The organism is Streptomyces sp. NPDC048370 (assembly GCF_043200825.1).
In the GTDB taxonomy this organism is placed as follows: domain Bacteria; phylum Actinomycetota; class Actinomycetes; order Streptomycetales; family Streptomycetaceae; genus Streptomyces.
Window position 1 is genome coordinate 297,416 of sequence record NZ_JBICYI010000006.1, and the last position, 25,412, is coordinate 322,827.

Sequence of the window (25,412 nt, forward strand, 5' to 3'; positions counted from 1 at the left end):
TGGACTCGTGAAGTTGGACCGAGGCATCGCCACGCTGACGCTCGACTCCCCGGAGAACCGCAACGCCCTCTCGGCGGCCCTGGTCGCCGAGTTGGCGGCGGCGCTCACGGAGTGCGGGCAGGACCCGGCGGTACGGGCGGTGGTCCTCACGCACACCGGCTCGACGTTCAGCGCGGGCGCCGACCTGAAGGCGCCGCCGAGCCCGTACGCCTTCGTGGACCTGCTCCGGCAGATCGTGGAGCTGCCGAAGCCGGTGGTGGGCGTCGTGGACGGCCACGTACGGGCGGGCGGGCTCGGGCTGCTCGGGGCCTGCGACATCGTGGTCGCGTCGGAGGCCTCCGACTTCGCGCTGACCGAGGCGCGGATCGGGGTCGCGCCCGCCGTCGTCTCGCTGACGCTGCTGCCGAAGCTGGAGCCGCGGGCGGCGGCGCGCTACTACGTGACGGGGGAGCGCTTCGGCACGGCGGAGGCGCTCGCGATGGGCCTCGTCACCGCCACGGGGGACGCCCTGGAGCCGATCCTCGACGGGCTGCGCAAGGGCTCCCCGCAGGGGCTGGCCGAGTCGAAGCGGCTGGTCACGGCTAGAGTCCTGGAAACCTTCGAGCGTCACGCGGAGGACCTGGTGCAGAGGTCGGCCTCGCTCTTCGCCTCCGCCGAGGCGCGCGAAGGGATGACGGCCTTCCTCGAACGACGGGACCCCGAATGGCGGTTGTGACCGGCCCCAGGCAGGGGCCTCAGCAGGACAGGAGCCGCGCCACCCGGCAGCGGCTCCTGGAAGCGGCGGTGTCCTGCCTGGCCGAACACGGCTGGGCGGGCTCCACCGTCGCGGCGGTCGCCGAGCGGGCGGGCGTCTCGCGGGGCGCGGCGCAGCACCACTTCCCGACCCGCGAGGACCTGTTCACCGCGGCCGTCGAGTACGTCGCCGAGGAACGCTCGCAGGCCCTGCGCACCCTCCCGGCCCGAGACCGCCGCGAGGCCGTCGCCGCCCTGGTCGACCTGTTCACCGGGCCGCTCTTCCGCGCCGCCCTCCACCTCTGGGTGGCGGCCTCCCACGAGCCCCAACTACACGCCCGTGTCACGGAGTTGGAGGCCCGCGTCGGCCGCGAGTCCCACCGGATGGCGGTGATCCTGCTGGCGGCGGACGAGTCCGTGCCCGGGGTACGGGAGACGGTCCAGGGCCTCCTGGACATGGCGCGGGGCCTCGGCCTCGCGACCCTCCTGACGGACGACCGCGCGCGCCGCGAGCGGGTGGTGGCGCAGTGGTCGGCCCTCCTGGACGAGGCGCTGGGCTCCGGCGAGGCGCTCGGCTCTCAGGGCGTCGGTACGGAGAGCGCCGCGAGGTAGCCGGTGAGCGCGGCCGCGGTGCCGGCGAGCGGGAAGCGGGCGCCGAGCTGCCCGTCGGGGCGCACGAGGAACCCGGTCGGTCCTTCGGGGCGGTAGATCCGGGCGAACTCCCCGGCCGCGTCCCGGTACGCGGGCACCTCTCCTCCCACCTCTCCTCGTACGTCCCCGGCCTCGCGCGCGAGCACGGCGACGGTCGACGGGCGGTCCCCGCCGACCGCCGTGGCGACCACCGCGCCCGCCTCCGCGGCCCTCACGAGATCGGCGGGCTTGTCCGCGTACAGCAGCAGCACGTGCCCGGTGCGGCCGCGCAGGACGTCGAGCAGGCGCAGCGGGTAGGCGGCGATGGGCGCCGTCAGCCCGGCGCAGTCCGGGGCCCGGTCGCCGGGCTGGGGCGCGTCGTCCGGCCCGTAGGGGTGGCCCCCGAGCGGCCCGTCCCGGTAGGCGACCAGGAGTTGGGCCTCGCGCAGGATCAGGGTCGCGGGGTCCTCGGGGTCGGCCTCCACGCCCTGGGTCGCGTGCCGGACGGTCCGGCCCACGACCTCCTCGCCGACCGGGCGGCGTTCGGCGTCGTAGCCGGCGAGCAGCGCGGGCCCGGCCTCCCCGCGCACGACGAGCGCCAGCTTCCAGGCCAGGTTGCAGGCGTCCTGGATGCCGGTGTTCATGCCCTGGGCGCCGGTGGGCGGGTGGATGTGGGCGGCGTCGCCCGCGACGAAGACCCGGCCGTCGCCGTAGCGGTCGACGATCCGGTGGCTGATGCGGAACACGGAGGACCAGCGCAGGTGGGTCAGGCGGGTGGGAACGGGGGCCAGCCGGTCGACGACCGCCTGGATGTGCGACAGCTCCGGCGCCCGGTCGCCTTCGAGCCCGTGCGCCACGCCGTCGCCCTGAGGGGGCCCCTGGGAGGAGAGCTCCGGCGGGACCGTCATCGACATGCGGTAGCGGCCCGTCCCCGGCAGCGGGATGCAAGACCAGCAGGTCGTCGGTCGAGCCGTCGTCGGCGCGGTGCATGGACCGCAGGCCGTACCCGTACGGCAGGTCCCAGTCGGCCTCGACGTCACCGAGCATGTACTCCTCGGGGAAGGCCCCGCCCTCGAAACCGAGGCCGAGGCCCTTGCGGACGGTGCTGTGCGCGCCGTCGCAGCCGATCAGATAGCCGACGCGCAGCTCTTCTCCGGTGCCGGAGTCGGCGCCGGAGTCTGTGCCGGAGTCCGTGCCGGTGGCGGTACGCAGCCGGGCCGTCACCCCGTCCGCGTCCTGGGCGAACGACACCAGCTCGGTGCCGCGCTCGATGGTCGTGCCCAGGCCGGCGACGTACTCCTCCAGGAGGCGTTCCGTCTCGTACTGCGGCAGCGCGGCGAAGCCGTACGGCACCTCCGGCGGCAGTTCGAGGTCGATCCGCGCCACCTCCCGGCCGTTGACGTGGATCAGCTGGCCGAGCATGGGGACCGAGGCCTCCAGGACGGTGCGGGCCAGACCCATGCGGTCCCAGATCTCCAGGGTGCGCGGCTGGATGCCGACCGCCTTGGCGTACGGGAGACGGGCCGGCAGCCGGTCGACGAGGCGGCACGCCACCCCGCGGCGGCGGAGTTCGGCGGCCGCGCTGAGGCCCACGGGGCCGGCGCCCACGATCAGTACGTCGGTCGAACGGGTGCGTCCCACGGGTGCCTCCTCGTCCACGCGGCCGGCCCCCGGACCGGTCGGCAAACACCATGGTCACCCGGTGGCGTGACCCGCGCCACATACGTCCCGGCCGTCCCGCAGTACGCTGGTCGCATGCTTTCGCTCGTACGCCGCCGCCACGTGGACTTCGTCCGCGTCACGAGCATGGGCTGTCGGCGCTCCGCCTGACCTCGAAGCCCCTCCCCGGCCTTCGGCCGGGGGACCCCCTCCCTTTCAGGCACCCGCGCCCCCCGCCCACCCCTGGCGGCGCGCCCGGGCCCCGTACACCCCGCGGACGCACACCATGACGCACTCGTCGCACACCCGGCCCTACAGCTCCCAGCTCCCGATCGTCGACCTCTCGGCCGCCGACCGCGGTCCCCAGGCCCGGCGCCTCCTCCACGCCCAGCTGCACTCCGCAGCCCACGACGTCGGCTTCTTCCAGCTCGTCGGGCACGGTGTCTCCGAGGCCGAGACCACGGCCCTGACCTCGGCGATGAAGGCCTTCTTCGCCCTCCCGGAGGCCGACCGGCTCGCGCTCGACACGACCAACTCGCCGCACTTCCGCGGGTACACCCGCATCGGCGACGAACGCACCGGCGGCTCCCGCGACTGGCGCGACCAGCTCGACATCGGCGCCGAACGCCCCGCGCACGTCCCCGGCCCCGGCGAGGCCCCGTACTGGTGGCTCCAGGGCCCCAACCAGTGGCCCGCCGCCCTCCCCGAGCTGCGCCTCGCCGCGCTGAACTGGGTCGAGCGACTCAGCGGCGTCGCCGAGCGGCTGTTGCACGAGCTGCTCGCCTCCATCGGCGCGCCCGCCGACTTCTACGACGACGTGTTCGGCGACCGGGCCCACCCGCACCTCAAGCTGGTGCGGTACCCGGGGAGCTCGGGCGACGGCGCCGACCAGGGCGTGGGCGCCCACAAGGACTACGGCTTCCTGACGCTGCTCCTCCAGGACCACGTCGGCGGCCTTCAGGTGGAGCGTGAGGACGGCCTCTTCCACGACGTGCCCCCGCTGCCGGGCGCGTTCGTCGTCAACCTGGGCGAGCTGCTCGAAGTGGCGACGAACGGCTACCTGCTCGCCACCAACCACCGGGTGGTCTCTCCGCCCGGGGCGACGGAACGCTTCTCCGTCCCGTTCTTCTACAACCCGCGGCTCGACGCCCGGATCGCCCCGCTGTCGTTCCCGTACGCCTCGACGGCGCCCGGGGTCACGACCGACCCGGCGAACCCGCTGTTCGCCGAGTACGGCCGTAACGAACTGAAGGGCAAGCTGCGCGCCCACCCGCTGGCGGCGGCCCGCCACCACGCGGACCTGCTGCTCACGGACGCGCGCCCGCTCACCGCCGCCTGATCAGGGCCGCCCGATCGGAGCGGCTCCCCGCCCCGGGACGGGCTCTCAGCCCGCGAACGACGCCAGGTCGGCGTAGCCCGCGATCTCGCGCGGGTCGCGCTGGCCCGGGCCCGTGTAGCGCGCCGAGGGCCGGACGAGGCGGCCGGTGCGCTTCTGCTCCAGGATGTGCGCCGACCAGCCGGCGGTACGGGCGCAGCTGAACATGGACGTGAACATGTGCGCCGGGACCTCGGCGAAGTCCAGGACGATCGCCGCCCAGAACTCGACGTTCGTCGCGAGGACGCGGTCGGGGCGGCGGTTGTGCAGCTCTTCGAGAGCCGCCTTCTCCAGCGCCTCGGCGACCTCGAAGCGCGGCGCGGCCAGCTCCCTCGCCGTACGGCGCAGGACACGGGCGCGCGGGTCCTCGGCGCGGTAGACGCGGTGGCCGAAGCCCATCAGCCGCTCGCCCTGGTCCAGGGCCTTCTTCACGTACGCGGTGGCGTCGCCGGTCCGCTCGATCTCCTCGATCATGCCGAGGACGCGGGACGGGGCGCCGCCGTGCAGCGGCCCGGACATGGCGCCCACGGCGCCGGAGAGCGCGGCGGCCACGTCGGCGCCGGTGGAGGCGATGACGCGGGCGGTGAACGTGGAGGCGTTCATGCCGTGTTCGGCGGCCGAGGTCCAGTACGCGTCGACGGCCTTGACGTGCTTCGGGTCGGGCTCGCCGCGCCAGCGGATCATGAACCGCTCGACGACGGACTGCGCCTTGTCGATCTCGCTCTGCGGCACCATCGGCAGGCCCTGGCCGCGCGCGGACTGGGCGACGTACGACAGCGCCATGACGGCGGCGCGGGCGAGGTCCTCGCGGGCCTGCTCGGCGTCGATGTCCAGGAGCGGTTTGAGGCCCCAGACCGGGGCGAGCATGGCGAGCGCGGACTGCACGTCGACGCGGATGTCACCGGAGTGCACCGGGATCGGGAACGGCTCGGCCGGCGGCAGACCGGGGTCGAACGCACCGTCGACCAGCAGGCCCCAGACGTTTCCGAACGAGACGTGACCGACCAGATCCTCGATGTCGACGCCGCGGTACCGGAGAGCGCCGCCCTCCTTGTCGGGTTCGGCGATCTCCGTCTCGAACGCGACGACTCCCTCGAGCCCGGGTACGAAGTCGGACATCAGGCGGCTCCTCTATCGATGATCAATCATCCAGTGGTGGGCGGGACCTGTCGGTCAGGACCTTCGGGGGACCTTGGGGGACCTTTGGTCGGGAATCAACAGTCATCCAGCGGAAGAGTCTGTACGGTTCCGATGATGCGGGGAAGCGTGACATCCGGCACACTCCGCCGATCCGGCGACGGAGGATTAGCGGCACGCGATGCCGGGCAAACTGCGCCTCTGCGGCAGGATGAACCCTGTGACCGACGCCCTCGATCCCGCCGACATGCGCGAGCAGTACCGCACCACGGAGCTGACTGTGGCCGACCTCGCCCCCGAACCGATCGAACAGTTCACCCGCTGGTTCAAGGCCGTCGCGAACAGCCCGGCGATCCACGAGCCGAACGCCATGGTCGTGTCGACGGCGACGGCCGACGGCCGCCCGTCCTCCCGCACGGTGCTCCTGAAGCACTACGACGAGGCGGGCTTCGTCTTCTACACGAACTACTCCTCCCGCAAGGGCGGCGAGCTCGCGGCCAATCCCTACATCTCGCTGCTGTTCCCGTGGCACCCGCTGGCCCGCCAGGTCATCGTCACCGGCCGGGCGGTCCGCACCGGGCGCGACGAGACCGTCGCGTACTTCCGCACCCGCCCGCACGGCTCCCAGCTGGGCGCCTGGGCCAGCCACCAGTCCTCGGTGATCCCGTCCCGCGAGGAGCTGCTCGCCCGGTACGAGGAGCTGGCGGCGCGCTACCCGGAGGACGAGCAGGTGCCGGTGCCGCCGGAGTGGGGCGGCTTCCGGGTCGTGCCGGACACGGTGGAGTTCTGGCAGGGCCACGAGAACCGGCTGCACGACCGGCTGCGGTACGTGCGCGTCGAGGAGGACGGCGAGGACGCCGAGGGTGGCGGAGAGGGCGCGTGGCGGGTGGAGCGCCTCTCGCCCTGACCGGGGCCTGCACGGGGGCCTGACCGGGCCAGGGGCCCTGACCGGGTCACCCCGAGAGTCGTGACGCCTCGCTCAGCGCCGTCTCGACGGCGTGCGGGATGTCGGTGACCGGGAACTGGGTGTGCCGTACGGTCCGCTCCCGGTCGAGGACCAGGACCGCGCGCTTGAGCCGGAGCGCCTGACCGGCGCGGAAGGTCGGCAGCCGGAGCGCCGCCGCGAGCCGGGCGTCCATGTCGGAGAGCAGCGGGAAGGGGATGTCCTCGGCGGCGGCGAAGGCCCGCTGTTCGTCGGGGCGCTGGGTCGAGACGCCGTGGACGGCGATCCCGGCGGCCGTGAACTGCCCGTACGCGTCCCTGAAGAGCCGGTTCTCCAGCGTGCAGCCGACCGTGCCGGGGATGTCGTTCCACCCCTCGGGCAGCGGGCTCGGCCGCCCGGTCGCGGGGTAGCAGAAGAGCACGGTGGCGGCGGCGTCCGGGTCCACCGGGTCGCGCTCGTCGCCGGTGTGCGCGGGCAGGGTCAGGCGGGGCAGCCGGGTGCCGGGCAGCTCGTGGACGCGGAGGGCCTCGGCGCTGTGCTCGTCGGCGGAGGCGGTGAGGCTCCCGTCGCCGAGCAGCCAGCGGTCGGACCAGTCCTGCATGGCGACCAGGACGGGGAGCAGGGCGCGCCCGGCCGGGCTGAGCCGGTACTCGTACCGCACGGGCCCCTCCTGGTACGGCACGCGGTCGAGCACGCCGCTGTCGACGAGGTGGCCGAGGCGCTCGGTGAGGACCTTGCGGGAGATGCCGAGCTCGGCCTGGAGCTCGTCGAAGCGGTGCCGGCCGCGCGCGGTCTCCCGGACGAGCAGCAGGCTCCACCAGTCGCCGACGACGGCGGCGGCCTGGGCGATCGCGCAGGCGGCGTCGCGCTCGGGCACGGCTCGCACCATGCGCTCCTCCTTCTTCGGACTTCGCCGCATTCGTCCGCGGTCGGTTCGTCGTCCGTTCGTCGGTCCATCTTGCGCCACCGAGTGAGTTCCCGATAGAAACTCATTGTAAGTTCCGAAAAGAGACTCACTGATGGGCGGGCGTACGAGCCGTGATCGGTGGTTCTCGGGGAGGGGAACCCGCATGTCCACAGCCTGGGCGACCGCCTGGCGCACCTGGCAGACGACCCGTCGCGCCTATCCATGGACCTACGCCGTCGGCACGGTCCTGCCCGCCGCGCTCGCCATCGGGCTCGCGTACCTCGGCTACCACGCCATCGGCGGCGGGGCCGTCGCCGAGGACTTCACCGCGAGCAGCGGAACCACCGCCTACCTCGCGTACATCGTCGTCGGCGCGACGGCCTTCCAGTTCACCGTCCGGCTCATCCTCTGGTCCGCGAAGGCGCTGATCACCGAGCAGCGGCAGGGCACCCTCGGCGCCCTCCTGGTCGCCCCCGCGCGCCGCTTCCCGTACCTCGCGGGCTTCACCGCCTTCGCCGTCCTCAGCAGCCTGGTCGAGTTCCTCGCCCTCGGTGTCGTCGTCGCCCTGCTCGGCATCGCCGTCCCCGTGGCCTCCGCCGCCGGCCTGCTGCTCGGGGCCCTCGCGCTCGTCTTCGCCGTCTTCGCGCTCTCGGTCGGGCTCGGCGGGCTGATGATCGCCGCAGGCGAGGCGCACATCTCGCAGAACACCGTCTTCATCGTCCTCGGTCTGGTCGGCGGCTTCACCTTCCCGCGCGCCTATCTGCCGGAGCCGCTCCAGTGGTTCGCCGAACTGCTCCCGACGACCGCGGCCACGGACGTCCTGCACGCGTCGACCACGGGCGGGGGCTCGCTCTCCGAGCTGCTCCCGCGCCTGGCGGTGTGCGGGCTGCTGAGCGCCGCGTACCTGCTCCTCGGCCTGAAATACCTGCCGTGGGCCGAGGCCCGCGCCGTAGAACGGAGTTACTGACATGACGGGCATTCAGGTCCGGTCCCTGCGCAAGGACTTCCCCGTGCGGAACAAGGGGATCTTCGGCGCCAGGGACGTCAAGCGGGCGGTCGACGGGCTCGACCTCGACATACCGCGCGGCCGGATCACCGGCCTCCTCGGCCTCAACGGCGCGGGCAAGACCACCACCATCAAGATCCTCGCCACCCTGCTGCGCCCCACCTCCGGATCGGTCACGATCGACGGCCTCGACTCCGTCGCGGGCGCCCGCGAGGTGCGCCGCCGCATCAACCTCATCGCGGGCGGCGAGCGCATGGTCTACACCCGGATGACCGGCCGGGAGAACCTCTGGTACTTCGGCCAGCTCTACGACGTCCCGAAGCGCGAACTGCGCCCGCGCATCGACGAGTTGCTGAGCATGGTCGGTCTGACGGAGGCGGCGGACACCATGGTCGAGCGGTACTCCCGGGGCATGACCCAGCGCCTCGCCATCGCCCGCGGCCTGATCAACCGACCCGCGTACCTCCTCCTCGACGAGCCCACCCTCGGCCTCGACGCCCCGATCGCCCGCGACCTGCGCCGCGTCGTCGCCCGGCTCGCGGAGGAGGGCACCGGGGTCCTCCTGACCTCCCACTACCTCGCCGAGGTCGAGGAGCTCTGCGGCCACGTGTACGTGATCTCCGCAGGCCGCCACCTCGCCGAGGGCAGCCCGGCGGAACTGAAGGCGGCCACCGGCAGCCACCGCACGATCCGCCTGACGGTGACGAACCCGGGGGAGGCCACGGAGGCGGTGGCGGCCCGCTTCGGCGCGACCTCCGAACTCCTCCCCGGGGGCGGCGCGTTGCTCACGCTCCGCCACCCGGACGACGTGGCGGGCCCGCTTGCGGCGGCGATCGTCGAGGCGGGCGGCTCGATCGGCGGCCTGGAGATCGCGGAGGCGAGCCTGGAGGACGCGATCCTGGCGCTGGCGGAGACGGGCGAGGAGGCCCTCGTATGAACCGCGCACGCAGCCGGACGGCGCCCGACGCACTGCGTCACGCGGCGAGGGTCTTCGCGGCGGAGACCCTGAAGCAGCACCGCCGACTCTTCGGGCAGCCACTTGTGGTCTTCTCGATGCTGGTCTGGCCGGTGCTCCAACTGGCCACGACGTACTACACGTTGCGTCCCGTGGCGACCGCGTCCCCGGCCGCCGCGAACTGGCCCCTGGCCGCCGACCCCGAGCGACTCCTCGCGTTCCTGGCCACCGGGACGCTCGCGTACGCCTTCTTCTTCTCGCTCGTCCAGAGCGCTTGGCACCTCTCCTTCGAGCGCTCCACCGGCACCCTGGAGCTCCTCTTCCTCTCCCCGGCCGGCCGCCTCACCCTCATGATCGCCAACGGCGCGGGCGCCCTCCTCCAGAACGCCTGGCTGCTCACCTGCTTCACCGTCGCCGCGCTCACCGGCTTCGGCACGCTGTCGGTGTCGGCCTGGTGGATGTACGGGATCGTCTTCCTGGCGCTGCTGGTCCCGGCGGTCGCGTGGGGCGCGTTCCTCAACAGCCTGCTGGTCTTCTCACGCGACTCGGCGTTCCTCTACACGATCCTCGACGAGCCGCTCTGGTTCGTCTCGGGCGTCCGCCTCCCGCACTTCGCCCTGCCGGCGGCGGTCCAGGTGGTGGGCGCGGTCTTCCCGCTCACGGGCAGCCTCATCGCGGTCCGCGGCGCCCTCCTGGAACACCGCACCCTGACCGACCTCGCCCCGACGCTCCTCGGCCTGACCGCCCTGAGCGCCGTACTGCTCGCCGCGGCGTCGGTGATCCTCCGCGTGGGCGAGGCCCGCGCCCAGCGCACGGGCAAACTGTCCCTGGCCTAGGGCCTGTCCGGCGGATCAGGGCCGGATCAGGACACGAGTTCCGTGAGCCGTGCCATGGCCTTCTCCAGCTCGCGGCGCGCCCCGAACGGCACGAGGGCGGGGCGGCCGGGCACGCGTACGCCGCCGGTGAGCGCGACCCTCGTCCGGCCCTCGCCCGCCGCCTCCGCGGCCATCCCGACGACCAGGAACCGGCTCTGCAGCCAGCACCAGCCGGGCCGCAGGACCCCGTCGAAGCGCGCGCGCAGTCCGTACCGGCTGCGTGCCAGGGCCTCGACGCGGTCGCCGTCGACACGGAGGACGCGGACGGACCGCATGTCGGGCTGGAACTCCCCGAAGCCCCCTTCGAGGTCCCGCATCACGGCCCACACCTCGTCGAACGGAGCGGGCAGCACCCGCTCGACGACGTACGCCCCCCGGACCCCGGCGCCCATGACGCGCAGCCGTCCCACGGTGCTCTGGGTCATCCGTTCCACGCCCTTCGGAAACTCTGCCGGGCCCGGTGCAGCCGGGACTTCGCGGTGCCGGCCGGAACGCCGAGCACGGCCGCCGCGGACTCCTCGTCGAGCCCTTCGACGTCGCGCAGCACCAGGACGGCCCGGTGCTGCGGGGAGAGCCGGGACAGCACGTCACCGACGTCGGCGGCCAGCTGCGGATCGCCCCGCTCGGGTACGTCGGCCAGCTCGGCCGGCCGGTCGCGGGCCGCCCGCCCGGCGACCCGGACCGCCTCGCGTACGGCGATGGTCCGCACCCATCCGTAGAGCGCCTCGGGCTCCCGCAGGGACCTGAGCCGGGTGAACACGGCGATCAGGGCCTCCTGCGTGGCGTCCGGACCGTCGTCGAGCGCGATCGGGCGGCAGATGCGGGTGATGTACGGGGTGAGGTGATCGAGGAGGTCGTGCAGCGCGAGCGTGTCCCCGCGCCTGGCGGCCCGCACGAGCGCCACGGCGCGCTCCCGCTCCCGCTGCCGTTCGCGTTCCCGCTCCCGCTGTCGCTCAGCGCCGGAGATCACGGAGCACCGCCAGACCGAGCCCCAGGCAGAGGGGCGTGTACACGAGCGCGTTCAGCCAGGGGAACACCGCTCCGGAACCGTCCTTGCCGAAGACCGCCCAGAAGACCCCGACGGTCCCGCGCAGCAGCAGCCCGGCGGCGAAGGCGCCGGTGACGAGCCGCGCGAGCCTCCTGCGCGGGTCGCGCACGTACGCGTACACCCCGGCGCTCGCGACCCCCTCAAGGACGGCGAGCGGCAGTGTGACGGCGGGCCCGAAGGACACGACACTCCCGAGCACGGCGAGCGAGAGCCCCCGCTCGTCGGCGGCGGGCCAGGTGGCGCCACAGGCCCAGTAGACGTGCACCGCCGCGAGTACGGCGAGCACCACGGCACCCGCACGGGCTCCACCGACAACCATGACTGTCCCCCTCCGTCACGACATCCGACACCCACAGGAGGCGGAGCGAAGGGCAGACGTTCCCTGTGACCCCCGTCACGCCACCGGCGGTCCGGCGGGACCGGGCGGCCCGGAGACGCAGACGACCCGTGGGCCTTGGTCCCGTCCGCTCGAGTTCGGACGGGAGCCGGCCGGACTTACCGGCGGCCCACGGGTCGGGTGACTGCGTGGTTTTCGGCAGGCGACCTGCCGAGGTGCACAGAGTGCGACGGCAGGCCGTTAGCCCGCAGTCACCTCACGAATCCGAAAAGAAACCATGTTCTCGGATCACCTCCTTTCAGCGTGTGCCTCCACACTAGGAAGCCTTCCGCGAAGCCTCAAGCTATTTATTCGCTGCCTCTGGGCGGACGGTCAGCCCTTGAGCCCAGTCACGAAGACCGACCAGACGGAGGGTGTGAAGACCAGGGCGGGACCCGCGAGGGTCTTGGAGTCGCGGACGGGGACGCCGGCGGGGTGGTGGTCGATCACCTCGACGCAGCTCCCCGACTCGTTGCCGCTGTAGGTCGACTTGCGCCAGCCGCTCAGGGTGGAGGCGTCGGGAATGGTGACCTCACTCATCGCGTCCGTACTCCTTCGCCGTAGCTCGCAGCAGAGCCAGGGACTCGCGCTGGGGCAGTGCATCACCCAGCGCGAGATCGTACTTGTTCTGCAGCCGCTCGACCGTGGCCGGGGAGTCGTGCACCCTGCCGATCGACGTACCTTCGCTGTAGGCAGCCGGAGGTTGGTCCTCGAACGACATCAACGTCAGCATTCCCTGCATCAGCGGGTACAAGCCCATTCCGAAGGGCAGCACATGCGCGCGAACTCGCCCGCACTCGACCAGCTGGACGAGGTGCAGGAGCTGTTCCTCCATGATGTCCCGGCTGCCCGCCGGGCGCCGTAGGACGGCTTCATCGAGCAGCGCCCACACGACGGGTGTCACTGGATCAGCAAGGATCTGGGAGCGTTTGAGTCGCGCGGCCACGTGCCTCTCGTTCTCCTCCTCGCTCCGAGGCGGGAAAGCTGTGGACAGCACCGCACGCGCGTACCGGGATGTCTGGAGGATGCCCGGAACGTACGACAGTGCGAACTCGCGGATCATCGTGGCCTGTTGTTCAAGCAGCCGGGCGGCCTCGAAGTAGTCGGCGATCACGCCGCCGTCGTCCTGTGGCCGGAACTTGCTCAACACATCCGTGTTCAGCGCCCTGTCCAGCCGCTTCGCGTCCTCCTCGGACGGAACGCGTCGCCCCGCCTCGATGTGCGCGATGTGCGTGCGGCTCATGATCGCGGCATCCGCCAACTCCTGCTGTGTGAGCCCCGCCGCCTCGCGCCGTTCCCTGAGCCATTTCCCGTACGTACTGGCCATGCCCCACTCCCGTGCCTCAACGCCTGGACCTGGTCTACCCACGCTCCGCGTCAGGGCATTCGGTACGCCCCCCGTTTCCCCGAACAGGCTGCGTGGGGCCGGTCCTTCCGGTAAAAGGCGCCCCGCCTGTTCGTTTCCGGGACGCAACGTTTTCATTGAACCGGGTGTGTTCTGCGTCACGTTCGAGTTGAATGATCGGAGGCGTGCGGATGCACGCGCGTACACCGTCCTGCAGGGGGTGCCGGGATGAGTGCTGCCAGGGGTGGGACCACGTCTGTGCCGGGGGCTGATCTGCTCGCCGCGCTCCTGGACGGGATGGACGCGGCGCTCTGTGCCTTCGACGCCGACGGGACCGTCACGCACTGGAACAAGGAGGCCGAGCGGATCCTCGGCTGGTCGGCGGGGGAGGCCGTCGGGCGGCGCGGGTTCGAGGGGTGGGCCGCGCGGCCCGCCGACGCCGCCGAGGCGCTCACGCGCCTGATGGCCGCGATGGACGCGCCGGGCCGGCTGGTGCACGAGTTCGCGCTCGTACGGAAGGACGGCGGTCGCGTTCTCGTACGGACGCAGTCCGCCGGGGTGCGCGGCGCGGACGGCAAGGGCGCCGGGGTGTACTGCGCCTTCAGTGAGGTGCACGCCCAGATCGACCTGGAGCGTTCGATCGCGCTGAGCGAGGCGCTCTTCGAGGACGCCTCCTGGGGTGTCGTCCTCGTCGACGTGGACCTGCGCCCGGCCGTCGTCAACGGGTACGCGGCCCGGGCGATGGGCGCAGGCCGGACGACGCTGCTCGGACGGCCGCTCGGGGAAGTCGTCGCACAGGGCCTGGAGGAGCTGGAGTCCGCCCTTGAGCACGTCCTCGCGGAGGGCGCGCCGAAGGCGCCCGCCGAGGTGTGGGTGACGCTGCGGACGCCGGACGGCGAGCGGCGCCGGTGCTGGCGCAGCGGGTTCGTGCGGCTGGCGTCGCCGCTCGCGGAGGAGCCGGTGCCGCTGGGCGTCGGGTGGCTGTTCCAGGACGTCACCGAGGACCGGCTGGCCGAACAGGAGGCGGACCGGCTGCGGTTCCGGTACAGCCAGCTGCACCGGGCGGGCGCGGTCGCCGCCGAGTGCGAGGACCCGAGGGAGGCGGCGACGGTCCTCCTCGACTTCGCCCTCGCGGGCTTCGCCGACCACGCCCTGGTCGACATAGCGGCGGGAGAGCGGCGACTCGTGCGGGTGGCGACGACACCGGCGGGCGAGCCGGGCCCCGTCGTGCCGGTCGCGGGCGGAGGCATCCCGCTGCGCTACCCCTCGGGCCACCCCGTGCACCAGGCCCTCTCCCGTACGGGCCCGGTGCGGGCGTCCGCGACCGCCGCCGCCGGTTCCCAGGCCGCCGAGGACTGGGCGACCGAGCGCCTCTGGCCGCGCGACGCCGTGCACGCGCTCTGCCTGCCGCTGCGCAGCCGGGGCCGGACGGTGGGTGCGGTGACCTTCCTCCGTTCCGCCTCCCGCACCCCCTTCGAACGCCCGGACGCGGTCTTCGCGGAGGCGATCGCGGTACGGGTCGCGGCCTCGCTGGACCTGGCGGCCCTGTGCGCGGGCGCGGGTACGGGCACGGGCACGGGCGTGAGCCCGTCCTGACCGGACGGGCGATCGAGCGACCAGGGGCGGGGCTTTCGGGCCCCCTGACGTCCTCGCCCCTAGCCGCTCCCGCCCCTGGTCCCCGCCGCTCGGGGTCCTACGCCTGCAGCGCCAGCGTCGGTGACAGTCTCGACGCCCGCACCGCCGGGTACAGGCCCGCCACCGTGCCGATCACCAGCGTCGCGCCGAAGCCGCCGCCCACCGCCCACGGCGGCACCACCCACGGCAGCCCGCCCGTGTACGCGTACACGCCCGTCGCCGCGCCGCCGAGGGCCACGCCCGCCAGGCCGCCGAGGCCCGACAGCATCAGGGACTCCGTCACGAACTGGATCCTGATCTGGCCCCTGGTCGCGCCCAGGGAGCGGCGCAGGCCGATCTCGTGGCGGCGTTCGAGCACCGAGATGATCATGGTGTTGGCGACGCCGACACCGCCCACGAGCAGGGCGATCCCGCCGAGCCCGAGCAGCAGCGTGGAGAAGGCCCCCTCGGTCGCCGCCTTCGCCTGGAGCGCCGCCGACGGGTCGCCGACCGACACGTTCTGCGGGTTCTCCGGGTCGATCGTCGGGGCGAGCAGCTGCTGGACGGTCCGTACGGACGCGTCGGTGGACCGCTCGTACACCGCCGTCGGATGCCCGTCGAAGCCGAGAAGTTTCTGCGCGCCCTCCCAGCCGACCAGCGCCGCGCGTTCGATCTCGGGCGCGAGCGGCAGCGGGTCGAGGATGCCGACGACGGTGAAGTACCGGTCGTCGATCCAGACCTGCCGGCCGGGCTCGTGGATGCCGAGCCGTTCGGCGGCGACATGGCCCAACACCACGGACGGGTAGCGGCCGTTGGCTCCGTTCAGCCAGGTGCCGGAGGCCGTCCCGCCGCGCAGGACGGCGAGCAGCCGTTCCGTGGCGGCCTTGACGGCGATGCCGCCCGTCTCGCCCTCGGGGATCTTCTCGGAGCGCCGGACCGTGCGGTCGAGGTCGGCGGTCGCGCCGACCTCCTCGACACCGTCGATCCGGCCGACCATGCCCACCGCGTCCTTGGGCAGCTTGACCTCCTGGCCGCTGAACATCCCCTCGCCCGGCTTGGCCACCAGCATGTTCGTGCCGAGCGCGTCGAGCTGCCGCATCAACTGGGCCTGGCTGGAGGCGGATATGCCCACCACCGCGATCATGGTGGCGATCCCGATGGCGATGCCCAGGGCCGAGAGCACCACCCGCACGGGCCGACTGCGCAGCCCGGCCGAGCCCACGTGCAGCACGTCCCTGGGCCCGAGCCGCGCGGCCTTCAACGCCCGGCGCGCACTCCGCCCACCGCGCGCACCTCGCGCATCTCCCGCACCTCGCGCATCTCCCGCATCTCCCGCATCTCCCGCATCTCCCGCGCCTCCCGCACCGCCTGCGCCTCCCGTACCGTCCGTGCCGTCCGCACCCCGCCCCGGACCCGCCCTCACGCCGCGACCTTTCCGCGCGCCGTGTCCGCCACGACCCGCCCGTCGCGGATCCGGACCTGGCGCGGCAGGCGCCCGGCCGTCTCCGTGTCGTGGGTGATGACCGCGATCGTCGCGCCTTGCTCGTTGAGGGCCTGCAGCAGGTCCATGACCGCCTCGCCCGACGCCGAGTCGAGCGCGCCCGTCGGCTCGTCGGCCAGCAGCAGGTCGGGTTCGCCGACCACCGCGCGGGCGATGGCCACGCGCTGCTTCTGCCCGCCGGACAGCTCGTGCGGGCGGTGCTTCATCCGGTCGGCGAGCCCGACGCGGGCGAGCGCCTCCGCCGCCATCGCCCGCCGCCGCGCCCGGGGGAGCCCCGAGTACAGCAGCCCCTCGGCGACGTTCTCCAGGGCGCCGACCCCGGGCACCAGGTGGAAGGCCTGGAACACGAAGCCGATGTGGCGCGAGCGCAGGGCGGAGAGCCGGCGGTCCGCGAGGGCGGCCACGTCGTGGCCCGCGATCTCCACCGTCCCGGCGCTCGGCCGGTCCAGGGTGCCGACGATGTGCAGCAGGGTGGACTTGCCGGACCCGGACGGGCCGACGATGCCGAGCAGTTCGCCCGCGTCGACCGTGAGGTCCACGCCGTCGAGGGCCCGGACGCCGCCCGCGTACTCCTTGGTGACCCCGGAGAGCCTGACGACCGTGCTCGTGCTCGCACCCGTACGCGGACTCGCACTCGTACGCGTACTCATACGGACGGCACCCCGACCTTCATGCCCTCGCGCAGCCCGCCGCCGCTGATCTCCACCCGGCCCTGGCCGAACATCCCGAGCTCGACCCGGACGTCCCGTGTCCGGCCGTTCTCGACGACCTGGACGCCGAAGCCGCCGCCGGGCAGGGCGAGCAACGCGTTGACGGGTACGGAGAGCACGTCCTTCCTCGTCTCGCCGGCGAGGTCGACGGTGACCGGTGACTGGTCCACGCCCGTGACCTTGCCCGGCGCGTCGAAGGAGACCGTGATGTCGATCTTCGGGGTCCGGTCCTGCGGGTCGTCGCCCGACGAGGCCGTCTTCCCCACCGACGAGACCTTCCCCGGCGCAGAGGTCCCGTCCGGCAGCTGGACGGTGACCCGGGTCCCGGTCTTCGCCGAACCGGCGTCCGAGACCGGCACCTTGAACCGTACGACCCGCTCGGAGCCGGTCACGGTCAGCACCGGCCGGCCGGGCCCCACCTGGTCGCCGGTCGCGGCGCCCGCCTCCTTGACGCGGACGGCGCTTCCGGCGAAGGCGATCGCGTCGGGGCCGACGGTGCCCGTCTGCTTCTGGTCGTGCGACTTCTGCCAGCGCTTGACGGCGGCGGCGGTCTTCGCCGAGTACTCCTCGTCGACCGTGAAGCCGACGTAGCCGAGGGCGGCGAGGTTCTCCTCCAGTTGCCGGACGTCGTTGCCCTTGTCGCCGGTCTTAAGGGTCCGGTACATGGGCTCGGCCCCGTACATCAGGCGGACGGGCCTGCCGTCGACCTCGTACAGCCGCTCATCGCGCGCGACGGTGGAGCCGGTCGGGGCGATCCGGGTGAGGATGCCGGAAGGACCCCCGTTGATCTTCCGCTCGCCGAGGTACCCGAGCGTGCCGTCCTGCTGGGAGCTGTCGCTGAGGTCGCCCCGGGTGATCGGGGCCGTGGCGGGCGGCCGCCCCGAGTCCGCGACGGGCTCCCGTTCCTCGGGGGCGGCGAGCGCGGTCACCGCCACCCCGGCGCCGGCGACGACGACGATCGTCGCGAGGGCGACGACGAGCTTGCGCCGACTCATCGCGACACGCTCTCGCAGGCCTTGTTGGCCTTCTCGAACTTCTTGGCCTCCTCGCCCTGCGGGATCGGCCGCGCGGCCGTCATCCCGCCGCCGCCGAAGGTCGGGTCGGGCATGTCGAAGCCGTTCTTGCGCATGCACTGGGCGTACTTGATCATCTTGTCCTTCTCGGCCTGGGTCGGCTCCTTGCCCATGCCCGCGCCGCCCTTGCCCTGACAGGCCTTGAACGCCTTCTCCATCTTCTCCTTCGACATGCCGTCGCCGCCGATGGTCAGCCCGACGCCCTCCTCGCCAGGCTTGGGCTCGGGCACGTCCAGGCCCTGCTCGCGCAGGCACTTGCGGTGCTCCAGGGCCTGGTCGGCCTTCTTGCCCTCGTCGCTCACGCTCTCGCTCCCCGCCCCGTCCGCCTTGCCGTTGTCGGCGGTGCACGCGGTGGTCAGGAGGCAGAGCGCGGCGAGCGAGGCCGCGGCGGCCAGCTGGAAGGTCTCTCGGGTCCGTGTACGTCCGGTGATCGTCATGGGCGTGAGCCTGCGCGCAGGAGGGGTTTCGTTTCTCTCAGCGGATCGGTTTACGGAGACGAAAGCCCCGGTCGGATAGACAGGGGCCATGCGCGTACTGGTGGTGGAGGACGAGGCGTTTCTCGCCGAGATGATCGCCGAGGGGCTGCGCCGCGACGCGCTCGCCGTGGACGTCGCGGGCGACGGCCTCGAAGCCCTGCGGAAGCTCCAGTTCGGGGAGTACGACGTCATGGTCCTCGACCGCGACCTGCCCGGGATGCACGGCGACGACGTCTGCCGCCGCGTGGTCGAGCAGCGCCTCATGACCCGGGTCCTGATGCTGACGGCCGCCGGGACGGTACGGGACCGGGTCGAGGGCCTCGGCCTCGGCGCCGACGACTACCTGGCCAAGCCCTTCGCGTACGACGAGCTCCTCGCCCGCGTCCTCGCCCTGGGCCGCCGCGCCCGGCCCGCGCTGCCGCCCGTCCTCGAACGGGCCGGGATCGTCCTGGACACCGCGCGCCGTCAGGCGAGCCGCGACGGGCGGCACCTGCACCTGTCGCGGAAGGAGTTCGCGGTCCTGGAATCGCTGCTGCGCGCCGAGGGGGCCGTCGTGAGCGGCGAGGACCTGATCGAGCAGGTGTGGGAGGAGCACACCAGCTACCGCACGAACGCGGTACGGGTGACCCTGAGCAAGCTCCGCGCGAAGCTCGGTGAGCCCCCGGTGGTGGAGACGGTGCCGGGCGCGGGCTACCGGATCGCGTCATGAGGGCGGGCGAGAGGGCGGACGGGAGGACGGGCGCGCGGACGGGCGCGCGGACGGGTGTGGCGGCGAGGGCGGTGAGGGCGGCGGGCGTGCGGGCAGCAGGACTGAGGGCAGCGGGACTCAGGGCTTCCGCACGGCGCGTCATGGGCGGCGAACGGGCCCGTCTGACATCGCTGTACGGCGGACTGCTTCTCCTCGCGGGCGCGCTGCTCACGGGAGTCGTGTACTTCCTGGTGAAGGAGGGTCTGTACTCGTCGATCAGCGTGGCGATGACGACGGCCGTGCCCGCGCAGCGCCTCGAGGACCTGCCCGCCGCCACCACGACCAACCCCCTGTGGGCTCAGACCGTGCCCGCGAGCCCGGGACCGGTGGCGCCGGGCACGACGGTCCCGGCCCGAGGCCTGGCCGTCGCCCGGACGCTGAGCGACGCCGCCGAGAGCGCCGCCCTCGAACGCCTCCTCACGGTCTCCCTGCTCGTCCTCGCCGCGTACGCCGTCGTCTCGATCGTGCTCGCCTGGTGGATGGCGGGCCGGGTGCTGCGCCCGGTCGCCGTGATCACCGAGACGGCCCGCAGGCTCTCCGGGGAGAACCTGCACGAGAGGATCGCCCTGGACGCGCCGCCGGGGGAGCTGAAGCGCCTCGCGGACACCTTCGACGGGATGCTCGGGCGCATGGAACGGCTCGTGTCGGCGCAGCAGCGGTTCGCGGCGAACGCGGCGCACGAGCTGCGGACCCCGGTCGCCGTGCAGCGGGCGGCCGCCGAGATCGGCCTCGCGGGGGATCCGGGACCCGAGCGGGTCGCCCGGATCAGGGAGAAGCTGATCGAGGTCGCCGACGCCAGCGAACGGACCATCGAGGGCCTGCTGTTGCTCGCCTCCTGCGACCAGGGGCTGCAGGAGCGGCGGCCGGTGGCGCTGCACGAGGTCGCGGGGCGGGCGGTGGAGGCCCTCGCGGCCGAGGCGGCCGAGCGCGGGGTCGACGTCGTGACCGACGCCCGGCCCCTGACGGTGCTCGGCGACGCCGTGCTCCTGGACCGGCTGGCGCACAACCTGGTCGCGAACGCGGTGCGGCACAACGTCCCGGGCGGGCGCGTCGAGGTCCGTACAGGGCCCCAGGGCATCGCGGTCACGAACACAGGGCCCGTGGTCCCCGCCGACACCGTGCCGCTGCTCTTCGAGCCCTTCCGCCGCCTCTCCGCACGCACCCAGGCCCCCGGTGAGGGCGTGGGCCTCGGCCTGTCGATCGTCGAGTCCATCGCCCGCGCCCACGACGCGACGGCGACGGCGACCGCCAACGCGGAGGGCGGCGGCCTGACGGTCCGGGTGTGCTTCACCCCGTGAGACGGGCGCGGGTACGGGGAGGGGGCCGGGCCGCCCACGGCGACCCGGCCCCTCCTCGTACCCGCACTCGTACGCGTACCGGCGTGACTACCAGTCGCCGAGGACGAGCCGTCCGCCGACCCGCCCCAGGTCGTAGGAGCCGCCGGTGAACCAGATGCCGTCGGAGTTGTTGCCGTTCAGGAAGGTGTAGAGGCCCCAGGTTCCGTCGGTGTACTGGTACGCCATGACGATGTCGTCCTTGCCGTCCCCGTTGGTGTCGCCCGCGGCCATGCGGTCGCCGACGTTGCTGAGGTGGAAGGAGCCGGAGTCGAAGTCGGAGGCGCGTTCGAACTTGCTGCCGGTGGAGGTCCAGCGGTAGATGCGCATGCTGCCGTCGCCCTGGTCGTACGCCGTGGCCGGTTCGGCCTTGCCGTCGCCGTTCCAGTCGCCGAGGACGAGCCGTCCGCCGACGCGGGCCAGGTCGTAGGAGCCGCCGGTGAACCAGATCCCGTCGGAGTCGACGCCCTTGAGGAAGGTGTAGAGGCCCCAGGTGCCGTCGGTGTACTGGTAGCCCATCACGATGTCGTCCTTGCCGTCACCGTCGACGTCCCCTGCGGCCATGCGGTCGCGGACGTTGCTCAGCTGGAAGGATCCGGAGTCGAAGTCGGTGGCGCGTTCGAACTTGCTGCCGGTGGAGGTCCAGCGGTAGATGCGCATGGTCCCGTCGCCCTGGTCGTACGCGACCGCCGGCTCGTCCTTGCCGTCGCCGTTCCAGTCGCCGAGGACGAGACGCCCACCCACGCGGGCGAGGTCGAACTGGCCCCCGGTGAACCAGATCCCGTCGGAGTTGTTGCCGTTCAGGAAGGTGTAGAGGCCCCACGTGCCGTCGGTGTACTGGTACGCCATGACGACGTCGTCCTTGCCGTCACCGTCGACATCGCCCGAGGCCATCCGGTCGCCGACGTTGCTGAGGTGGAAGGAGCCGGAGTCGTAGTCGGAGGCGCGCTCGAACTTGCTGCCGGTGGAGGCCCAGCGGTAGATGCGCATCGTGCCGTCGCCCTGGTCGTACGCGGTCGCGGGCTCGGCCTTCCCGCGCGGCGGGGTCGTGGTGGCCTTGTCGTACCGCAGGCCCTTGAAGCCGTTGTTCGCGTAGGACGACTTGGTCTTGGTGGTGTGGCGGCCCGCGTCGCCGGTGCTGTACTCCTCGTAGACCCACATCGACGTCTTGCTGGAGTCGGTCCACTTGTCGAAGAGGGCGACATGGCCGTCGCCGAGGATGGCGTCGCCGGGCTGCAGGCTGTCCAGGGAGACGGTGGTGGTGTCCCCGAAGGCGTCGAGGTCACGGGTGTTGCGGTCCCAGCCGTCGCTCTTCTTGGGGAGCCGCCAGGCCATCGACACGAAGCCGGAGCAGTCCGGGCGGTACTTCTCGCCGGTGACCGAGGCCTTGGCGTCGTTCTGGTCCTGGCTGTAGATCACGCCGTAGGTGTCGATCCACCACTTGGCGCGGGCGAGTATCTCGGTCCGGCTGATGGCGCCGCCGACCGACGAGGCGGCGCCGACCGTCGACGTGGCCTCGACCGACGACGCTTCGGCGGCGTGGGCCGTGGTCGGTGCCGCGACCTCGGAGATCACGGTGGTGCCGACGGCCAGGCCGGTCAGGGCCGCGAGGGATGTCAGGGCCGCGGTGACCCGTCTGAGGGGCGTACGCATCGGAGTACGTATCGGAGTACGCATGGAGGCTGTCCTTCTCGCTGGAGGCGGTGTCTGCCGTTGCTGTCGAGAAGGCTCCGCCCCGCCGCTTCAACTCCGCTTCAACACCGCTGCAGGCGCCCTTGAAGCGGCCGCGAGGGTGCCCGTGATCTCCGCGTACTCCCGCGCGCCGTGCTCCCGGAACACCACCAGCGCGTGCGTACGCGCCGCAAGGGCCGCATCCTTCTCGCCGCGCGCCTCGTGCACCAGGGACAGGTCGTACTCCGTACGCGCCCGCCAGAGCGGGGTGTCCATGGCGTCCCACAGGGCCATGGCCTCCTCCAGGCGGCCCTGCGCCGGGTCGAGGCGCCCGTCGGCCAGGTGCAGTTGGCCGATGACCCGCAGGGTGACCGCCTGCCCGAAGCGGTCGTGGCAGGCGCGGACGGTGTCGAGCGCCCCTTCGAGCCGGGGCAGCGCCTCGGCCCGGCGCCCGAGCCGCATCAGCGCCTTGGCGTGGGCACGGACCGCGTACGAGTGCAGGAACACGTCGCCGAGCTCGGCGAAGATCGCCGCCGACTCGGCGCAGACGCCCAGCGCAGCCTCGTAGTCGCCCACCGCCCGGTGGTACAGCCCCAGGGACCGCAGGGTCAGCGCGAGGCCCCGGCGGCTGCCGCCCCTGCGGAACGCGTCGAGCGCCGTGTCGAGATCGGCGCGGGCGGCACCGTACTCCCCTTGTTCGAGCCGCACCGACGCCCTGGTCCGCAGCACGTGGCCGACGCCACGGTGGTCGTCGCCACGGTGGTCGTCGGTCGCGTGCAGCAGCGCCGCCGCCTGGTCGAGGAAGTGGACCGCCTCGGCCAGGTGTCCGGGCTCCCGGCACGTGATGCCGAGACCGGCCAGGGCGAAGGCCTGCCCCCGTACGTCTCCCAGGGCGCGGAACCTGCTGAGCGCCTCGCCGAAGTGACAGCGCGCCTCGACGAACCGGTCCTGGTCGTAGCGGAGCTGGGCCAGCTCCGCCAGCATGGCGGCCTCGCGGGGCTGGTCCTCCACGCGCTGCGCGGCGGCGAGAGCGGTGCCGGTGATCCGGGCCCGGAACTCGAAGTGGTTGGTACGCAGTTCCACGGCGTTGTACGCCGAGACGAGATCGCACACGAGCGGCTCAAGGCCGATCGCGGCGGCCCGCTCGACGGCCACGGTCAGCGCGGCCTGGTCCCCGTCGAACCAGCCGAAGGCGTCGCCGAGGACAAGCTCGCGCAGTACGCGGTCACCGAACTCGTCGGGCGGACTCGCGGTCGTCGCGGGAGGCGGTCCCGGCGCCTGGGCCACGGGGGTGGCCGGCCGCCAGGTGATCTGGGGGGACGGGCTGCTCGCGGCGAGCCGGTGCAACAGGGAGGTCCAGCTGCGCAGGACGCGGGCGACGGCCTCGACCAACGTGTCGGCGGGCTCGGCGACTTCGGCCTCCTCGCGGGCGAAGAGCCGTACGAGGTCGTGGAGGCGGTAGCGCAGGACGCCCGTCCGGTCCACACCCGTGAACGTGACGAGCTGGGTGTCCACGAGCAGTTCGAGCAGCCGCTGCGCCTCCGTCTCCGGGACGTCGAGCAGCCGGCCGACGAGCCAGGGGGAGAACTCCGGCAGACCGAAGTGGCCCATGCGCTCCAGGGCCGTCCTCGGCAGGCGGTCCAAGGCGTGGAAGCTGAGCCCGATCGTGCTGCGCACCGCGAGGTCGCCCACGGCCAGCTCGTCGAGCAGCCGGCGCTCGTCGGCCAGCCGGTCGGCGAGGACCTTCAACGGCAGCCGGCTCCGGGTGGCGAGGCGCGCGCCCGCGATCCGGATCGCCAGGGGCAGGTTGCCGCAGGAGGCGAGGATGCGGGCGGCGGCGAGCGGCTCGGCCTCGGTCCGCTCGGGGCCGACGATCCGGGTGAGCAGTTCCAGCGCCTCGGCCGGTGCCAGGACGTCCAGTTCGGTCAGTCTCGCCCCGGCGAGGCCGCCCAGCCGGTCGCGGGAGGTGATGAGGACGGCGCAGCCCCGGCCGCCCGGGAGCAGGGGCCGGACCTGCCGCTCGTCGGCGGCGTCGTCGAGCACGATCAGCAGGCGGCGGTCGGCGAGCAGGGTGCGGTAGAGCTCCACGCGCTCCTGCAGGCTGTCCGGCAGCCGCTCCGCGTCCACACCGAGGGCGCGCAGCAGCCTTCCCAGGACGTCGGCGGGCTGGGCGGGGCTGTCGGAGAGGCCCCGGAGTTCGGCGTGCAGCTGCCCGTCGGGGAAGGAGGCGGCGATCCGGTGCGCGGCCTCCGCCGCCAGGGTGGACTTGCCGCTGCCGCCAGGGCCCGCCACCACATGGACCGGACCGGAGCCCCCGCCGGAGCCCCCGCCGGGGCCCCCGCCGGACTCGACGCGGGCCAGCGCCTCGGTCAGCGTGGCCAGTTCCTCGCCGCGCCCGGTGAAGTCACCGGGCGCGGGCGGCAGATGGGCGGGCGCGGGCGTGCCCCCACCGATACCCCCGCTTCCGCCGGTACCGCTGCCGGTACCGCCGCCCCCGCCGATACCCGCGCCCCCACCCGTACCGCTTCCGGTCCTGGCCGGGGCCCCGGCCCTCGCGTCCCCGCGCAGGATGGCGTCGTGCAGGCCGCTGAGTTCCGGTCCGGGTTCGACGCCGAGCTCCTCGACGAGCAGGGACCGGCCCTCCCGGTAGCAGGCGAGCGCGTCGGCCTGTCGCCCCAGCCGGTACAGCGTCGTCATCAGCCGGCCGCGCAGACGTTCGTCGGCCGGGTGCCGTGCGACGAGGCCGGTCAGCTCGGCGAGGTGGTCGAGCCTGCCCAACGCCAGCTCCACGCCGAACCGTTCCTCCAGTGCCGTGACCCGGAGTTCGTCGAGCCGTCCGGCCTCCCCTGCGAGCAGGGACCCTTCGAGGCCGGAGAGGGCGGGCCCGCGCCACAGCGCGGCCGCGTCGAGCAGCAGCGCGGCGGCCGGGTCGGGCCGGTGGGCGGCGACGTGCTGCTTGGCCTCGGCCAGGAGCCGGGTGAAGACGGTTGCGTCGACGGTCGCCGCCTCGGTCCTGAGCGCGTAGCCGGGCGTCCTGGTGGCGATCACGTCGGGGCAGCCGGCGTCGGAGAAGGAACGGCGCAGGGTCGAGACGTACGTCTGGATCAGCGCGCGGGCGCTGTCCGGAGGGTCGTGCGGCCAGACGACGTCGACGAGCCGCTCGGTGGAGATCACCCGGCCGTGTTCCAACGCCAGGGCCGCGAGCAGCGCCCGTGGCTTGCCGCCGCCCAGGGGGATCCGTCGGTCCCCCGCGAGGGCCTCGACCGGACCGAGCAGTCTGATCTCCAGCACGTCGCC

General features: G+C 73.1%; 24 protein-coding genes and 1 pseudogene. 10 read left to right on the forward strand and 15 right to left on the reverse strand.

Features of this window, described 5'->3' with window-relative positions:
* Positions 1 to 7 precede the first annotated feature (7 nt).
* Positions 8 to 715: an enoyl-CoA hydratase family protein gene (locus ACGFYP_RS16425; RefSeq protein ID WP_393493133.1), complete on the forward strand. Its 708-nt coding sequence runs from the start codon at positions 8 to 10 to the stop codon at positions 713 to 715.
* Entirely contained in the window at positions 703 to 1,344 is a 642-nt protein-coding gene (locus tag ACGFYP_RS16430) for a TetR/AcrR family transcriptional regulator (protein ID WP_393493136.1), read from the forward strand. The genes ACGFYP_RS16425 and ACGFYP_RS16430 overlap by 13 nt, the downstream gene beginning before the upstream one ends.
* Here the strand turns inward: ACGFYP_RS16430 and ACGFYP_RS16435 are convergent.
* Positions 1,311 to 3,003, reverse strand: a pseudogene (locus ACGFYP_RS16435) (FAD-dependent monooxygenase). The gene ACGFYP_RS16430 and the pseudogene ACGFYP_RS16435 overlap by 34 nt on opposite strands.
* 304 nt (positions 3,004 to 3,307) lie before the next feature.
* Here ACGFYP_RS16435 and ACGFYP_RS16440 point away from each other — a divergent pair.
* Complete coding sequence (locus ACGFYP_RS16440) at positions 3,308 to 4,360, forward strand: isopenicillin N synthase family dioxygenase (protein ID WP_393493139.1); 1,053 nt, start codon at positions 3,308 to 3,310, stop codon at positions 4,358 to 4,360.
* Between the two features lie 45 nt (positions 4,361 to 4,405).
* On the opposite strand, the gene ACGFYP_RS16445 is transcribed toward ACGFYP_RS16440, so the two are convergent.
* Complete coding sequence (locus ACGFYP_RS16445; RefSeq protein WP_393493142.1) at positions 4,406 to 5,515, reverse strand: citrate synthase 2; 1,110 nt, start codon at positions 5,513 to 5,515, stop codon at positions 4,406 to 4,408.
* Between the two features lie 265 nt (positions 5,516 to 5,780).
* Here ACGFYP_RS16445 and pdxH point away from each other — a divergent pair, with 265 nt between their 5' ends.
* A complete protein-coding gene (pdxH, locus tag ACGFYP_RS16450; RefSeq protein ID WP_393493479.1) occupies positions 5,781 to 6,440 on the forward strand; it encodes a pyridoxamine 5'-phosphate oxidase in 660 nt (219 codons plus the stop codon).
* Positions 6,441 to 6,486: 46 nt separating this feature from the next.
* Here pdxH and ACGFYP_RS16455 read toward each other — a convergent pair whose 3' ends face one another.
* Entirely contained in the window at positions 6,487 to 7,365 is an 879-nt protein-coding gene (locus ACGFYP_RS16455; RefSeq protein ID WP_361960770.1) for a winged helix-turn-helix transcriptional regulator, read from the reverse strand.
* Positions 7,366 to 7,546: 181 nt separating this feature from the next.
* Here ACGFYP_RS16455 and ACGFYP_RS16460 point away from each other — a divergent pair, with 181 nt between their 5' ends.
* Genes ACGFYP_RS16460 through ACGFYP_RS16470 form a run of 3 tightly spaced genes read left to right on the forward strand, consistent with a single transcriptional unit; the run spans position 7,547 to position 10,180 of the window.
* The gene (locus tag ACGFYP_RS16460; RefSeq protein WP_361960772.1) at positions 7,547 to 8,350 is read left to right on the forward strand and encodes an ABC transporter permease; all 804 of its coding nucleotides are present in this window, start codon (positions 7,547 to 7,549) and stop codon (positions 8,348 to 8,350) included.
* Between the two features lies 1 nt (position 8,351).
* Positions 8,352 to 9,326 carry an ABC transporter ATP-binding protein gene (locus ACGFYP_RS16465; RefSeq protein WP_393493148.1) on the forward strand — a complete coding sequence of 325 codons (975 nt, stop codon included), beginning with the start codon at positions 8,352 to 8,354 and terminating at the stop codon, positions 9,324 to 9,326.
* On the forward strand, positions 9,323 to 10,180 hold the full coding sequence (locus tag ACGFYP_RS16470; RefSeq protein ID WP_393493152.1) for an ABC transporter permease: 858 nt from the start codon (positions 9,323 to 9,325) through the stop codon (positions 10,178 to 10,180). The genes ACGFYP_RS16465 and ACGFYP_RS16470 overlap by 4 nt, the downstream gene beginning before the upstream one ends.
* Positions 10,181 to 10,206: 26 nt before the next feature.
* Here the strand turns inward: ACGFYP_RS16470 and ACGFYP_RS16475 are convergent, their stop codons facing one another.
* From ACGFYP_RS16475 to ACGFYP_RS16495, 5 genes are all read right to left on the reverse strand, one after another.
* Positions 10,207 to 10,644: a hypothetical protein gene (locus tag ACGFYP_RS16475; RefSeq protein ID WP_393493155.1), complete on the reverse strand. Its 438-nt coding sequence runs from the start codon at positions 10,642 to 10,644 to the stop codon at positions 10,207 to 10,209.
* Positions 10,641 to 11,189: an RNA polymerase sigma factor gene (locus ACGFYP_RS16480; RefSeq protein WP_393493158.1), complete on the reverse strand. Its 549-nt coding sequence runs from the start codon at positions 11,187 to 11,189 to the stop codon at positions 10,641 to 10,643. The genes ACGFYP_RS16475 and ACGFYP_RS16480 overlap by 4 nt, the downstream gene beginning before the upstream one ends.
* Positions 11,173 to 11,586: a DUF3995 domain-containing protein gene (locus tag ACGFYP_RS16485; RefSeq protein WP_393493161.1), complete on the reverse strand. Its 414-nt coding sequence runs from the start codon at positions 11,584 to 11,586 to the stop codon at positions 11,173 to 11,175. Before ACGFYP_RS16485 ends, ACGFYP_RS16480 begins: the two co-directional genes overlap by 17 nt.
* Before the next feature lie 390 nt (positions 11,587 to 11,976).
* Positions 11,977 to 12,183, reverse strand: coding sequence for a DUF397 domain-containing protein (locus tag ACGFYP_RS16490; protein WP_393493164.1), 207 nt, complete (start codon positions 12,181 to 12,183; stop codon positions 11,977 to 11,979).
* Positions 12,176 to 12,970 carry a Scr1 family TA system antitoxin-like transcriptional regulator gene (locus tag ACGFYP_RS16495; RefSeq protein ID WP_393493167.1) on the reverse strand — a complete coding sequence of 265 codons (795 nt, stop codon included), beginning with the start codon at positions 12,968 to 12,970 and terminating at the stop codon, positions 12,176 to 12,178. The genes ACGFYP_RS16490 and ACGFYP_RS16495 overlap by 8 nt, the downstream gene beginning before the upstream one ends.
* A 246-nt stretch (positions 12,971 to 13,216) precedes the next feature.
* Between ACGFYP_RS16495 and ACGFYP_RS16500 the strand changes: the two genes are divergently transcribed.
* Positions 13,217 to 14,584 (forward strand): PAS domain-containing protein, encoded by a 1,368-nt coding sequence (locus ACGFYP_RS16500; protein ID WP_393493170.1) that lies wholly within the window; start codon positions 13,217 to 13,219, stop codon positions 14,582 to 14,584.
* 97 nt (positions 14,585 to 14,681) lie between these two features.
* On the opposite strand, the gene ACGFYP_RS16505 is transcribed toward ACGFYP_RS16500, so the two are convergent.
* The 5 genes from ACGFYP_RS16505 to ACGFYP_RS16525 are packed head-to-tail and all read right to left on the reverse strand — an operon-like array spanning position 14,682 to position 18,323.
* A complete protein-coding gene (locus tag ACGFYP_RS16505; RefSeq protein WP_393493173.1) occupies positions 14,682 to 15,863 on the reverse strand; it encodes an ABC transporter permease in 1,182 nt (393 codons plus the stop codon).
* Positions 15,860 to 16,003, reverse strand: coding sequence for a hypothetical protein (locus ACGFYP_RS16510; protein ID WP_393493176.1), 144 nt, complete (start codon positions 16,001 to 16,003; stop codon positions 15,860 to 15,862). The genes ACGFYP_RS16505 and ACGFYP_RS16510 overlap by 4 nt, the downstream gene beginning before the upstream one ends.
* 18 nt (positions 16,004 to 16,021) lie before the next feature.
* A complete protein-coding gene (locus tag ACGFYP_RS16515) occupies positions 16,022 to 16,753 on the reverse strand; it encodes an ABC transporter ATP-binding protein (RefSeq protein WP_393493179.1) in 732 nt (243 codons plus the stop codon).
* Positions 16,750 to 17,808, reverse strand: a complete 1,059-nt coding sequence (locus ACGFYP_RS16520; RefSeq protein ID WP_393493182.1) for a peptidoglycan-binding protein — start codon at positions 17,806 to 17,808, stop codon at positions 16,750 to 16,752. The genes ACGFYP_RS16515 and ACGFYP_RS16520 overlap by 4 nt, the downstream gene beginning before the upstream one ends.
* Positions 17,805 to 18,323, reverse strand: coding sequence for a hypothetical protein (locus tag ACGFYP_RS16525; protein WP_393493185.1), 519 nt, complete (start codon positions 18,321 to 18,323; stop codon positions 17,805 to 17,807). Before ACGFYP_RS16525 ends, ACGFYP_RS16520 begins: the two co-directional genes overlap by 4 nt.
* Positions 18,324 to 18,411: 88 nt before the next feature.
* Between ACGFYP_RS16525 and ACGFYP_RS16530 the strand changes: the two genes are divergently transcribed.
* Both ACGFYP_RS16530 and ACGFYP_RS16535 read left to right on the forward strand, forming a co-directional pair.
* A complete protein-coding gene (locus tag ACGFYP_RS16530) occupies positions 18,412 to 19,071 on the forward strand; it encodes a response regulator transcription factor (protein WP_361960795.1) in 660 nt (219 codons plus the stop codon).
* Positions 19,072 to 19,211: 140 nt separating this feature from the next.
* Positions 19,212 to 20,408 (forward strand): ATP-binding protein, encoded by a 1,197-nt coding sequence (locus tag ACGFYP_RS16535; protein ID WP_393493189.1) that lies wholly within the window; start codon positions 19,212 to 19,214, stop codon positions 20,406 to 20,408.
* An 87-nt stretch (positions 20,409 to 20,495) separates the two neighbouring features.
* On the opposite strand, the gene ACGFYP_RS16540 is transcribed toward ACGFYP_RS16535, so the two are convergent.
* Entirely contained in the window at positions 20,496 to 22,121 is a 1,626-nt protein-coding gene (locus tag ACGFYP_RS16540) for an FG-GAP-like repeat-containing protein (protein ID WP_393493192.1), read from the reverse strand.
* Between the two features lie 66 nt (positions 22,122 to 22,187).
* Positions 22,188 to 25,406, reverse strand: a complete 3,219-nt coding sequence (locus ACGFYP_RS16545; RefSeq protein ID WP_393493195.1) for a BTAD domain-containing putative transcriptional regulator — start codon at positions 25,404 to 25,406, stop codon at positions 22,188 to 22,190.
* Positions 25,407 to 25,412: the final 6 nt, after the last annotated feature.